This is a genomic window from Nibricoccus aquaticus, from assembly GCF_002310495.1.
In the GTDB taxonomy this organism is placed as follows: domain Bacteria; phylum Verrucomicrobiota; class Verrucomicrobiia; order Opitutales; family Opitutaceae; genus Nibricoccus; species Nibricoccus aquaticus.
Genome location: NZ_CP023344.1, coordinates 4,693,298 through 4,705,628, shown reverse-complemented (window position 1 = coordinate 4,705,628; position 12,331 = coordinate 4,693,298). Strand labels below are relative to the sequence as shown.

Genomic DNA, 12,331 nt, shown 5'->3' with positions numbered 1-12,331 from the left:
GAATGCGGAGCGGTTATGAGCTGGCGCTGGAGTAGCGGCGGAGGCCGCGATGGAAGACGAAGACGGCGAGGGCGAACCAGAGGACGGTGACGGCGAGGAGCCAGAGGGCGTTGGTGACGTTGAGGGCGTTTTCGATGAGAAGGCTGGCGGGGACGTTGCTCACGATGACGACAGGGAGTGCGTACACGAAGACGGCGCTGGCGGCGCCTTTGAAGAGTCCGCGGTAGGCTTCGCGCGGGAGGCGGGAGAACTCGGTGAGCGTGAAGTAGCTGTGCTCGAGGCCTTCGGATTTTATGATCCAGAAGGTGATCGAGACGGAGAGGGCGACGATGCTGTAGTGGATGACGAGGCCGCACAGGATCATGAATACGTAGAGGGCGAGAGTCGTGGCGCTCGGGTGGAGCTGGAGCTGGCCGGCGGCGTAAACGACGATGGCGATGGCGACGAAGACGTTGAGGATGCCCTCGAGCTCAACCTTGCGGGTGGAGGCCATGAACATGAGGTTGCCGGGCTGGGCCAGGAAGAAGTCGAAGTGGCCGGAGCGGATGTTGCGGCCGAGTTCGAAGAGGTTGCTCCAGAAGAAACCCATGAGGAGGCGCTGGACGATCATGGAGCTGCCGACGAGCAGGAGCATCTGGTATTTATTCCAGCCGGCGATGGAGTCGGTGTGTTGGTAGATGACGGAGACGAGGGCGACGTTGACGCCCATCCAGAAGAGTTCGACGAGGCCCCACATGAGGAAGTCGAAGCGAAACATCATGGTCCGCGTGATGGAGTAGCGCGCGCAGGCGAGCCAGAGGCGGAAGTATTGGAGGAGTTTCAACGGAGACCGTGTTGAGGGTTGAAAGAGTGATATTGAAGGTCGGAGGGCCCGCTCGGAAAATCAGTTAACCACAGATGACACAGATACGATCCGGATAAAAAACGGAGGATCAAAGTATCCTATCCGGCATTTATCTGTGTCATCAGTGGTCAAAAGTACGCGCGGATTGTCATCCGTCAGCCGCCGACGGCGGTGTGGCGGCGAAGGCCGCGTTTCCAGAGGACTTGGGCGATGATGAGAAGGGCGACGACCCAGAAGAACTGGATGCCGAGGTTGCGGAGGATCTCGGCCTGATCGGTGGCGCGGCCGGTGATGATGGAGGCCGGGAAGTACATCTGGTAGTAATACGGCAGATACTGGGAGATCTCGAAGAGCCTGGCATCGAGCAGATCGAGCGGGAAGACCATGCCGGCGAGGAGTGTCTCGATGGCGAGGGAGAGGATGATGAAGGACTGGATTTCGAGGAACCAGAAGGTCAGCAGGCCGAAGCAGTAGGCGATGGTGAACTGGATGAACGCCGACATGATCAGGGCAGGAATCGCGTAGGCGATGCGCCAGGTGTCGGTCGGGAAATCGAGGAGGTCGCGCAGGAGTGGAAACGCGAGGAGGATGGGGAGGAGGGCGAGGCCGCCGGAGACGATGCGGGCGGCGACGAAAATGCTGAAGCGGTAGAGGTAGTAGTTGATCGGCTTGAGGAGGAACTGGTTGATGAGGCCGTTGCGGATTTCTTCGCTGATCTGGTAATCTTCACTGAAGGCGCTGATGAAGAACTGGAGGACGAGCAGGGTGATGAAGTAGGTCATCGTCTGCGCGAGGTTGAAGCCGCCGATCTCGGTTTTGCCGTGGAAGGCGGCGTTCCAGAGGATAAAGACGACGATGAGGTGGAAGAGGGAAAAGAAGGCGCGGATCGCGAAGTTCCAGCGGTAAACGAGGTTGCTCTGGAGGCCGACGAGGAAAGCGTGGCGGTATTTGGTCAGAGCGGGGAGCATGGCTTGCGGAAAAGTAGCGACTAGTGAGTAGCGGGTAGCGCGTAGCGCAAGCGGGGAGCTGGGATCGCTAGTTCACGCGATGGGTTGAGGGAAGTGCGATGTCGAACCGGCGGGGTTAAGGCTAACCCGCCCTACCTCGGAAGATTCGGAGCGCGTGCGAGCACGCTGGCCTACTTGGAGAGGCCGAAGCGCTCGATGATTTCTTTCGAGAGCTTTTTGTAGGCGGTGGCGCCGGGGCTGAGCGGGTCGTAGGCGAAGATGGTTTTGCCGAAGCTGGGAGCCTCACTGAGACGGACGGTGCGCGGGATGACGTTATCGAAGATTTTATCGGGGAGGTGTTTTTTCACTTCTTCGACGACCTGGCGGGAGAGGTTGGTGCGGACGTCGAACATCGTCATGATGATACCGCCGACTTCGAGGGCGGCGTTGACGTTGGCGGTTTTGAGTTTGTCCACGACCTTGAGGATCTGGCCGAGGCCTTCGAGGGCCATGTATTCGCACTGGAGGGCGATGAGGAGGAAGTCGGCGGCGGCGAGGCTGTTCATGGACAACATGCCGAGGGCGGGCGGGCAGTCGATGATGATGGCTTTGAAGCGGCCGGAGTCGCGCACGGGCTGGAGCGTGGTGCGGAGCTTCATGAGGTAGTTTTCCGACTGGGCTAGCTCGATCTCGGCGGCGGCGAGGTCCACTTCTGACGGGATGAGGAAGAGGTTGGCGTACTGCGTCTCGGTGATCATGGAGAGGGCATCGCCCTCGCCGTTGAGGGGACCGTAGAGGCTTTTGCCTTCTTGTTTTTCGACGCCGAGGGCGCTGGTGGCGTTGGCCTGCGGGTCGAGGTCGACGACGAGCGTGGGAATTTTTTTGTCGGCGAGTGCGGCGGCGAGATTGATGGCGGTGGTGGTTTTGCCGACGCCGCCTTTTTGGTTGGCGATAGTGAAGACGAGGCTGCCCATAGGTGGGCGGATTAACCGCAAGGGGTGCGGCGGGGTCGAGCGTTTTAACGGAAAGGTTGCGCGGAGGGCGGGCGGGCTTGGAGATGGGGCGATGATTCCTGAAATCCCTGTGGGCTGGCGCGAAGCGATGAGCGCTGAAACCGAGAAGGACTATTTCCGGGCGCTGGATGAGTTTCTGGAGGCCGAGCTAGCGGCGGGGGCGCAGGTGCTGCCGGGCCGGGATGATATTTTTGCGGCGCTGGCGCTGACGGAGCTGGCGGCGGTGAAGGTGGTGGTGCTGGGGCAAGATCCGTATCCGACACCCGGGCACGCGCATGGGTTGTGTTTCTCGGTGAGGCCGGAGGTGAAGCCGATCCCGGGATCGCTGCGGAATATCTACAAGGAGCTGGCGGCGGATGTGGGATTTGTTTCGCCCGGGCATGGATGCCTCGAGGCTTGGGCGGGGCAGGGCGTGTTGTTGCTCAACACGGTGATGACGGTGCGCGCGGGTGAGGCGGCGGCGCATCAGAAGCGCGGGTGGGAGGAGTTTACAGACCGGGTGATCGATGCGGTGAATGCGAAGAGCGAGCGTGTGGTTTTCGTGCTGTGGGGGAGGCACGCGCAGAAGAAGCGGGAGCGGGTGACGAATCCGGTTCACACGGTGGTGGAGTGCGCGCATCCGTCGCCGCTTTCGGCGCGGTTGTTTCTCGGTTGCCGGTGTTTTTCGAAGATCAATGCGCTGCTTGCAGAAGGCGGGCGGGCACCGGTGGTCTGGCAGTTGCCGCCGATCGGCGAACTGGGGGTTTGAGGAACGCGGTGCGAAGTGGTGAGCGGCGGCGAGGCAATCAACTGCCTGCGCCGACCAGCTGACGGACGAAGTTTTCTGGATTGTGATACTCGCGATATTTGCAGCCGAGCTCCTGGGCTGCGGTGGCGTAAGTGGCGTGATTTTGCAGCACGGCCAGCACTGCGGCCACGAAGTCGCCGACATTGCCCGAGGAAAATGTTTTTCCCGCGCCCGACGTTCCCAGTTGGATGCTCATCCACGACTGCGCTGGCGCGACGACTGGCTTGCCTGCGCAGATCGCCTCCACGAAGGGGCCGGAGGTTCGCGAGCGGTAGGTGATCGAGTCGTACGGGAGCAGGACGAGGTCAGCGGTGGCGAGCAAGTGGCGGTAGGCGGCGGCGGAGAGCGACGATTTGACGAGCGAGAGATTGCGCGCTTTCACGCCGCTCAATTCCTCGATCACAGTGCCCATTTTCAGGTGGTAGTGGCTGCTGATGTAGGCGTGGAAAACGAGTTCGACCTTTGAAAGCCACGGCTCCTGCGCGCAGGCCCTGGCCAGCGCAGGCAGCAACTCGAAACCTTTTTCGTCGCGAGCATCGCCGAGAAAAACAACGCGCAGCTTGGATTTGTTTTTTGTCGGCACGCCGGCGACGGCAGCGCCCGCGTCTTCGTTTGCCGTGTGCGGGATGGGCATCACTTCGACCGGACGTCTGGCGAGCGTGGCGTATTCTTTGGCGAGTTCCTGGCTGTCGGTCACGAGGCGCACGCAGTCTGCCGAAACGCCGGCGAGCTTATCGAAGGAGAATAGATAATGTTCGGCCGTTTCCTTATCGAAGAATGCTTTCCTCGCGTTGATGGGGCCGACGCCGGAATTCACCGAATACCGGAGCATCAGCACGAAGCGGAGCAGGCGGTAGATCGGATTTTTGTTCAGCAAAAGCGCGACGCCGAGAATCTGGCGGGGTGTCGCATTGGGCAGAAAGATCACCTCGCCGGAGCGCGCGCGACTTTGCAGGCCTTCCTCCAACTCGCGCGCGAAACGATCATTCGAGGCGAGGAAGTCGTACATGCCGCGCATGTGGCCCCACTCGGCGGGATAGGGGTTTTGGGCGGCGTCCTCGTGCAGGCCCTGGCGAAAAAGGGGGACGCCGTCCAACTCGCTCAGGATGTCGGCCGCGGCTTTCTGTTTCACGAGCGCGCTGAAACCGAAGCCGGCGGCGCGGCAATGATCGCGGAGCGAGAGCGCGTAGTTATAGTGATGGCCGATGTGGTCGGAGAGGTTGTTGTCGACCAAGAGCAGGCCCGGCGGAGCGGTCTTGGTGATAGCTGGTGCGGGGCTGGTTGCCAGCAAGCGCTCGATGATGTCGGCGTACGGGGAGAATTGGTTTCGATAGTCCAGTTTTTCGGCGTAGGCGCGGGCGTTAAGGCCGAGGCGCTCGCGCAAAGTGGCATCGCTCAAAAGCTGGCGGATGGCTGCGGGGAAGTCCGTTGGTTTCTCGACGAGGAGCAGTTCTTTGCCTGATTCCACGGTAAAGCCGCGCGCGCCGACCGGCGTGGAGATGAGCGCCTTGGCGTAGTTGAACGCCTCAAATGTTTTCAGCGACATGCCGGTGCCGCGCAGGAGCGGCACAATGACCGTACTCGCGCCACGGTAGAGCGAGTCGAGGATCCCTGGCTCCACACTGCCCAAGGCAATCACGTTACCTTCCGTCGATTTCGGGCAGCAGGTGCCGGCAATCACGAACGATACCTCGGGAATCTGACGGGCGAATTGTTTGATCTCGGCGACGGCTTCGCGATTCGGACCGTGGTCGCTGCCGACGAACAAGACGAAGTGAGGTGTCTTGAGCGCGAGCGATGCGGTCACGGACGCTTTGAATTCTTCGTGTTTGCCGGGAGTGACTGAGCGGGCGTCGCCGGTGTTGGGCACGACGTGTCCGCGGATTTTGAACGACTCGAAAAGTTTTCTTTCCGTCTCGGTGCAGAACACCACTTCGTCGGCCAGACTTAATGCCTCGATTTCTTTTCGCCGCAGCGTGTCGCGACCGAAAGGAGTGGTGCCGTGAAGCTCGAACAGCGCGTCATAGCTGGTGGCGATGAGTGGCTTGCCCGCTTTGCGGCAGCAGTCGGCGAGGACCGGCAGCATCATCGGATATTCGCAGATCATGAGATCGTGGTCTGATACGCGTTCGTGCAGCCATTGAGAAAACTCCGCGTTCTCCGTGTAGAGTGTTTTCTCGTACATCAGAAGCAGGCCGATCTCGGCCTGAGTGAGACCCTTCAGTTCGCGGCGATGGGCACCTGTGGCGAGTTTTTGGCCAAAATTCCAAACGGCACCGACCAGATTAAAGTTTTTTGGGAAACTGACGGCCACGTTCTTCAACTGCGCGTCAGCTCCATCTGCGAGCAGGCAAAGGGTGACCTCACAGCCCTGATCCAGGAGGAATCGCCATAAGCACTGGAACCGGCACCAGGCGCCGGTGGGCTCGAACGGTTTCCATGGGAAGAAGCACGCGATGCGACGACCGGCCAGCTTGGATGTCATTGAAGGGGGATTCGCTGTTGCGGGGTGGGTGCGGCAACGGCGTTGCAAAACTTGCACGCACGGATGCCCGTTGCGTCAAACATTAGTCCGATGAGAGCGCTTCGATATTTTTGCGTGAGCGTCGGTGCGGTGAATCGCGATGCCGGTGGAGGTGTCGCCTGGATTCACTCCCTCGCTTTCTGACCAACTCGCCCACCTCTTTTGCCCCAGAGAATGATTTCACTGGAGGCGCGGGCCGGAATTGAACCGGCGCGTCGGTCCGAGCCCTTCCAGAAGTTCTTTTACCTATGATGTTAAACGTCCTTGAACTTAAATGACTGTTACAGTTTGTTACAGGCATGGCTTCAATCTATCAGCGCCCCGGTTCAAGGTACTGGATGGCGCGTTTCAAAAACCCGTCTGGCGAGTGGGAGGCACGCAGCACGAAGGAAACGAATCCGGCCGCGGCACGTAAACTAGCATTTCTTTGGGAAGGCGCCGCCGAGAGTATGGCGGGCGAGGGGACTACTGCCGCGCAGGTCGACAAGGTTGTTCGCGGCGTCTGGGAGCGGTACACGGGAAAGCGAATCGAGCAGACTCCGACTCGCATCTTTTTCAACGCCTGGCTTGAGGGCGTGAAGGCGAAGAAGGCCGCGAAGACCGCCGTGCGGTACGGAGCCCCCGTACGCGACTTTCTCGAGCACCTCGGCCCGCGGGCTGATGCCGACATCAAGTCCATCACCGGCTCCGAGGTTCAGAGCTTCATCGACGCAGAAGCGAAAATCGGCAAGAGCGGCACGACCGTCTCGCTTAACGCGAAGGTTCTCCGCGCAGTCTTTAATTCCGCCGTCCGCAAGGGTGTCATCGAGCGCAACCCGCTCGGCCTCGTCGAAGTCCCCGAGGCCGTACATGAGGAGCGGTCGCCGTTCACAACAGGCGAGGTCGACATCCTCCTCACCTCAACAAAGGGCACCGAATGGGAAACGGCGATCCTGCTCGGCGCCTACGCCGGCATGCGTATAGGCGACGCCACGCACATGAAGTGGGAAGGCATCGATCTCGCGAAGCAGGTGCTGAGGTTCCGCCCGGAGAAAACGAAAGCGAAGAAGCGCGAGCTGGAGATCCCACTTCATCCGCGCCTCGCCGCCCACCTCGAGGCCATCGCCGGGAAGGCGAACGACGGGGCTGCGTACGTCTGCCCGACGCTCGCGACCCAGGAAGTGAGCGGGCGCGTTGGGTTGTCAGAGCAGTTCAACGTCGTCATGAAGACGGCCGGCCTCTCGAAGGAGATCGTCGTCAACGAAAAGCTCGGCGGCCGGAACTTCTCGAAGAAGTCGTTTCACTCGCTCCGCCACGCGTTCCTTTCTGGCCTCGCCAACAGCGGGGTGGCGGAGGACGTCCGCCACAAGCTCGGCGGTCACACGAATTCGAAAGTGGCGGCGCGGTATGCTCACCTCTCAACCGAGACCCTGCGTAAAGCGGTGGACACTCTGCCAGGGAAAGGTGGCTCTGAATGAGCAAGAAAGTCTGGGCCTTCAAGCCATGGGGTTCCGATGAACCTGCTCCGGATTTCGATGTGGTAAAGTCCTTCATGGACTACACGAAGCGGGCGGCCAGCCAAGAGGCGGAGGACGCAATTACCGCGGAACTCGAGGCGGAAGGGTTTCGTTATACAGCAGACGACGTCATTAAGGACAACCTGTCGCTGTTTGCATTGGCGAACGCTTCAAAGTACCGGGATCTTCGGGCGCGCATTGAATCATTCTATGGTCTTCGGCGTATCGGGAAGATCATAAACGAACAAAACGCAGAGATGCTGTGGGGGGTCTTTATGGCTGGTGTATCCAGCGGGACATACAACGCATACCTTCGTCGCGACGAAAGCCTCGGGCGGGAGCCTCAGAAAGAGGAGATCTTCGCAAAGATTGAGGCCGCTTATAAGCTACTGGGGGTGCGGCGAAAACCTCGCGCGAAGGAGCTGATCGACCTCGTCCCAGAGGGCTGGAAAAGCAGCCCCGCGAACTTTGCCAACTACGTTTCGCAGTGGTGGAAGTGTCGTCAAAAATAGGCTCTTAGTTTCAGAGTTTTAATTACTCTGAAGATCGCGCTTTGAGGTGTTCGCCGGATGTCGCCGTTTTTGGTGACCTCGGCATGAGCACAAACACGATTCAAACGCAGTCGGGCGCGGTTAAGCCCGAATGGATTCGATTCCCAAAAGCCGGGCATCTTTGCCCGTTCACTGGCCTTACCCGGAGCTTCCTCTACGCATTGGCGACCGAGGGAAAAATCAAAACGTTGAGCCTGCGGGAACGCGGCAAGGCCCGCGGCGTCCGGCTCATTTCCTATGATTCGCTGATGACCTTCATCAGCCAAGCGGGGGCGGCCGCATGATCTCGCTAATCGATGGCGCCAGCGCGTGCGCCCCGAGCCTGATCAAGCGCATCGACGCCACTGTCCGCCGGATTTACGACGGCGCTGATGTTCGCGACGTTTCGGTTGTCGCCGCCGAACTCGGCTGCACGACCGGGCAATTTCTCGACCTGCTCTGCGCATTCTCGACAGACGAAGCGCGGACTCGGGCAGCGGGAGGGGCAAAATGAAGAACTCCGCAAAAAACCGCAGTAAGCCGAAAGGCGTCAGTCGCTCCGGCTTCGTCCGCTTCTGTCTCGGCGTTGGCAAAGTCGCTCGCCGCAAGAAATGGGGGAAACGCCATGACCGCTGACCTTCCGCACCAGGGCGAATTCTGTCTGCCTCAGCATCGCACGGACGATTCGCTGCGCGAAAAGCTCGCGGCCCACGTGGAGGCCTTCAACGGCGCCACGGACCCTGAAGAGCGAATCGAACACCACACCGCGATTGTCCGCCTGCGCGGCATTCTGGAGAGGAATGGTGGCGCGTGAGCCGTTCGCTTCCTTTCCTGAAATTCTTTCCGAACGACTGGCAGTCGGATGAACGTCTCCGTCTGTGCAGCCTCGCAGCCCGCGGCCTCTGGATCGAGATTCTCTGCCTGATGTGGAAGTCGCCACGGCGCGGATACCTGGAGGTATCTGCGGGCGTGCCGGTAAGCGTTCTTCAGCTCGCCCGCCTGATCGGTGAGACGCAGCGAACGGTCGCGGCGCTGATCGCTGAACTCGAGTCGGCCGGCGTCTTCTCCCGTGAAGAAAACACTGGTGTCATTTTCTCCCGCCGCATCGTAAAGGACATGGCGTTCCTCGATGCCTGCTCCGCCGCTGGTCGCAAAGGTGGAGGCAATCCAGCCCTCAAAGGAACGACCGCAGAACCTTTAAGCCTACCTTTAAAGGTATCTACAAACGGTGACTCAAACCTAGGGATTGAGCCTCAGAAGCTAGAACCTAGATACCAGAATACAGATGCGGAAAATGCGCCTCCGCGCACTTCGCGTTTCGTGCCGCCGGCTGCGGAAGAGGTCGCGGCGTATTCACGTGAGATCGGCTATCAGCTGGACGGCGCGGCGTGGTGTGATTCGTACGCCCAGAAGGGCTGGGTGGTCGGCAAATCCAAGATGAAGGATTGGCGTGCAGCGGTGCGCACATGGAAAGCCAACGGCTGGAAACCCGGACAGGCAGCAACAGCACCAGCGCGCCCCGAGCCAACCCTCAAAACCGTCTCGATCTGATGACGACCACCGAACATCTCCCGCTGTACAGCATCGAGGCCGAAGAGCACCTCCTCTCCTGCTGCTTCATCGACGGCAACGACGTCGTCGCGAAGTGCGTCCAGTCTCGGATCGGCCCTCTCGATTTCTACATCCCCGCCAACCGGGTAATTTTCGAAACCGTCATCGCTCTTTTTAACCGCCGGGCTCCCATCGATCTCGCGCTCGTGGCTGAGGAGCTGCGCGCCTCCGGCAGCTTCGAAGCGGTTGGCGGCTTCGCGTACCTTGCGCAGGTCAGCGGCCGTATTCCGACGACCGCGCAGGCCGATCAGTTCATCGAAACGGTGCGCGACCTCGCACGACTGAGAAAAATTCAGGCCGGTCTGAGCGCCGCCCTTGAAGCGACGCTGACCAGTTCGGGGACATGGTCGGATCGCTTCGACGCTATCCTCCCACACGTGCGGGCCATTCAGGATGTCGCCTCTCCCAAAGTGACCCGGGATCTCGCCGCCATCGTCGAAGCGACCAAGGCCCAGCTCTCGAGCCCGGTGACGCCAGGCATTCCCGGCCCATTTGCCGGATGGGACCGTGAAGCCGGCGCCCTGAAGCCGGGGGAGCTTGCGGTCCTCGCCGGTCGCCCAGGAACGGGCAAATCAGTTTACGGCCAAATGCAGGCAACCGCCTGCCTTCGCTCCCGCCGACACGCAGCCTTCTTCTCGCTCGAAATGTCGGGAGAAGAAAACCTCACGCGTTGGGTCACTCAATCGCTGGGGAACCGCGCCTCGGTGGCGGAACGGTGCGACTGGCTGGATAAAGCCGCGGCGTCGCGGCTACTTCATCTCTTCGATGGCGGTCCTGCCTCAACGCTGTCCGGCATCGAGGCGAGATGCCGCTTACTCGCCGCACGACCGGAGGGGCTTGGGCTCATCGTCATCGACTACCTGCAACTGGTGGCACCGCCGCCGGAAGTGAAACGCGACACGCGGGAGCGTCAGGTCGCAACCATCAGCCGGGCGCTGAAGCTACTGGCTCTCGATCTTCGCGTCCCGATTCTCCTCCTCGCTCAGCTCAACCGTGATGTCGAGAAGGAGGACCGCCGCCCCCGGCTTTCCGACCTTCGTGAATCCGGCGCCATCGAGCAAGATGCCGACGCCGTTTGGTTTCTCCACCCCGTCACGCCAACGGGCCCAGTGAATGCCGCCGACGAAATCGTCGACGTTGACCTGATCCAAGCAAAGCGCCGCTCGGGTCAGCCGGGCATTGTCGCCCGCCTCAAGTTCAACCGGCCGTGCGTGAGGTTTCAGACCTCATGAGGGCGACGTCGCCAATTGTAAAAGGGGCCATGAACGAAAACCCAGTTAGTTTTCTCGGAAGGTACCGGTTTGGTCTCAGCTCAGACTGCCAGACTTTTGCACCATGGGGGCGGCAGCCCCAAAGTCTATGCGACCAGCCCGCGACCAGACACGGAGCTTCACAAAAAACGCGCGAAGTTTTGAGGGGGTAACCCCATCCCCCCGGGGATCAAAATGTCTACCGCGCCACGCTGAGACCAACCCAGTTCTCAAATTCTTACACCTGCACTTCAACTTTTATGCCCGCACACCGTAAATCCAAAACCGCGCTCGATCTTTCGGGCGCTACTCGAACAAACCCGGCTCGCTACGCTAGCCGTTCACCAGCACCGAAACCGGCCGGCCCGCTAGTTCATCGGCCCGAAGATCTCGACGAAAAGCAGGTGGCCTGCTGGGACCGCCTGTTGGCGATTGCGCCAGCCGGGACGCTGACAGTTGCCGATGAAGCCGCGGTCGAAGCAGCTGCTCGGCTCTGGGCGAAGATTAAAACCGGCTTCGCGAAGTCGTCGGATTATTCGATGCTGTCGAAGTATCTGACATCGCTGGGCCTGACTCCGCAGAGTCGCACGACGATAGAGGTTCCCCCTCAGCACGCAGAGGAAAACGAATTCGCGAAGGTCTGACCATGCCCACACGACCAGCCACACCATGCCGTCATCCTGGCTGCCCTTCGCTTGTTTATGAGCGCGGCGGCTATTGTCCCGAACACAAAGCCGGCGCGATTCGCGATAGTCGGGCGCGCTACGAAGCCCACCGCGTTTCTGATCCCGCTCGAGCTGAGGCCAAACGCATCCGGTCAACGGCTCGATGGACGCGCTTTTCACGCCTGTTTAAGCAGAACCATCCAACCTGCTGCGATCCGTTCAGCCAGCACGGTGAATGGCCGCCGCTGACAGCGCACGCGCACCACGTCATCCCGCTGATCGAGGCACCGGACCGCGCCTTCGACGAAGCCAACGTCCGACCGCTCTGTACGGCCTGTCACCGGCGCGTGGAGACAATGGTGAACGGCGGTCAGAAAACCGATCACTTGTTTCCGGCGCAGCTGCAAGCGGACATGGGCTTTGGCATCGCATGAACACGCCCATCAAGCCGGTCTGGCTGAGTCCGCACGTCGTGGCGCTTCGCTGGGGTGTCCACAAGCGCACCGTTCTCCGCGCGATCGCAAGCGGACAGTTGCCCGCGCTGCGCGTGAACGGGCGCGTGCTTCGAGTCTCCGAGACCGACGCGGCCATGTTCTACGCGAGAAGTTGTGTCACTTGTGCCAGTTGTGTACAAACGAAGCGGGACGCGGCTTGAGCGGGAGGA

The 12,331-nt window shown here is 60.7% G+C and carries 15 protein-coding genes; 11 read left to right on the top strand and 4 right to left on the bottom strand.

Going from position 1 to position 12,331, the window contains the following annotated elements; translation table 11 throughout:
* Positions 1-13: 13 nt before the first annotated feature.
* From CMV30_RS19075 to CMV30_RS19065, 3 genes are all read right to left on the bottom strand, one after another.
* Positions 14-823: an ABC transporter permease gene (locus CMV30_RS19075; protein ID WP_245844343.1), complete on the bottom strand. Its 810-nt coding sequence runs from the start codon at positions 821-823 to the stop codon at positions 14-16.
* A 176-nt stretch (positions 824-999) separates the two neighbouring features.
* Complete coding sequence (locus tag CMV30_RS19070) at positions 1,000-1,812, bottom strand: ABC transporter permease (protein WP_096057508.1); 813 nt, start codon at positions 1,810-1,812, stop codon at positions 1,000-1,002.
* A gap of 170 nt (positions 1,813-1,982) precedes the next feature.
* Positions 1,983-2,765, bottom strand: coding sequence for a ParA family protein (locus CMV30_RS19065; protein WP_096057507.1), 783 nt, complete (start codon positions 2,763-2,765; stop codon positions 1,983-1,985).
* A 91-nt stretch (positions 2,766-2,856) separates the two neighbouring features.
* Here CMV30_RS19065 and ung point away from each other — a divergent pair, with 91 nt between their 5' ends.
* The gene (ung, locus tag CMV30_RS19060; RefSeq protein WP_096057872.1) at positions 2,857-3,552 is read left to right on the top strand and encodes a uracil-DNA glycosylase; all 696 of its coding nucleotides are present in this window, start codon (positions 2,857-2,859) and stop codon (positions 3,550-3,552) included.
* Positions 3,553-3,589: 37 nt separating this feature from the next.
* Here ung and CMV30_RS19055 read toward each other — a convergent pair whose 3' ends face one another.
* Positions 3,590-6,076, bottom strand: coding sequence for a glycosyltransferase family 4 protein (locus tag CMV30_RS19055; RefSeq protein WP_096057506.1), 2,487 nt, complete (start codon positions 6,074-6,076; stop codon positions 3,590-3,592).
* A gap of 338 nt (positions 6,077-6,414) precedes the next feature.
* On the opposite strand from CMV30_RS19055, the gene CMV30_RS19050 reads away from it, so the two are divergent.
* The 10 genes from CMV30_RS19050 (at position 6,415) to CMV30_RS20085 (ending at position 12,322) form a co-directional block, all read left to right on the top strand.
* Positions 6,415-7,572: a tyrosine-type recombinase/integrase gene (locus CMV30_RS19050; protein WP_096057505.1), complete on the top strand. Its 1,158-nt coding sequence runs from the start codon at positions 6,415-6,417 to the stop codon at positions 7,570-7,572.
* The gene (locus tag CMV30_RS19045) at positions 7,569-8,123 is read left to right on the top strand and encodes a hypothetical protein (RefSeq protein WP_096057504.1); all 555 of its coding nucleotides are present in this window, start codon (positions 7,569-7,571) and stop codon (positions 8,121-8,123) included. Before CMV30_RS19050 ends, CMV30_RS19045 begins: the two co-directional genes overlap by 4 nt.
* Before the next feature lie 83 nt (positions 8,124-8,206).
* Positions 8,207-8,446 carry a hypothetical protein gene (locus CMV30_RS19040; protein ID WP_138223399.1) on the top strand — a complete coding sequence of 80 codons (240 nt, stop codon included), beginning with the start codon at positions 8,207-8,209 and terminating at the stop codon, positions 8,444-8,446.
* Complete coding sequence (locus CMV30_RS19035; protein WP_096057502.1) at positions 8,443-8,655, top strand: hypothetical protein; 213 nt, start codon at positions 8,443-8,445, stop codon at positions 8,653-8,655. The genes CMV30_RS19040 and CMV30_RS19035 overlap by 4 nt, the downstream gene beginning before the upstream one ends.
* Positions 8,656-8,766: 111 nt before the next feature.
* Positions 8,767-8,955 carry a hypothetical protein gene (locus CMV30_RS19030; protein ID WP_096057501.1) on the top strand — a complete coding sequence of 63 codons (189 nt, stop codon included), beginning with the start codon at positions 8,767-8,769 and terminating at the stop codon, positions 8,953-8,955.
* Positions 8,952-9,692: a hypothetical protein gene (locus CMV30_RS19660; RefSeq protein WP_138223398.1), complete on the top strand. Its 741-nt coding sequence runs from the start codon at positions 8,952-8,954 to the stop codon at positions 9,690-9,692. The genes CMV30_RS19030 and CMV30_RS19660 overlap by 4 nt, the downstream gene beginning before the upstream one ends.
* The gene (locus CMV30_RS19025; RefSeq protein ID WP_175414975.1) at positions 9,692-10,984 is read left to right on the top strand and encodes a replicative DNA helicase; all 1,293 of its coding nucleotides are present in this window, start codon (positions 9,692-9,694) and stop codon (positions 10,982-10,984) included. Before CMV30_RS19660 ends, CMV30_RS19025 begins: the two co-directional genes overlap by 1 nt.
* A gap of 278 nt (positions 10,985-11,262) precedes the next feature.
* Positions 11,263-11,646, top strand: coding sequence for a hypothetical protein (locus tag CMV30_RS19655; protein ID WP_138223397.1), 384 nt, complete (start codon positions 11,263-11,265; stop codon positions 11,644-11,646).
* 2 nt (positions 11,647-11,648) lie between these two features.
* On the top strand, positions 11,649-12,101 hold the full coding sequence (locus CMV30_RS19650; protein ID WP_138223396.1) for an HNH endonuclease: 453 nt from the start codon (positions 11,649-11,651) through the stop codon (positions 12,099-12,101).
* A complete protein-coding gene (locus CMV30_RS20085) occupies positions 12,098-12,322 on the top strand; it encodes an excisionase family DNA-binding protein (RefSeq protein ID WP_138223395.1) in 225 nt (74 codons plus the stop codon). Before CMV30_RS19650 ends, CMV30_RS20085 begins: the two co-directional genes overlap by 4 nt.
* The last annotated feature ends 9 nt before the right edge of the window (positions 12,323-12,331 follow it).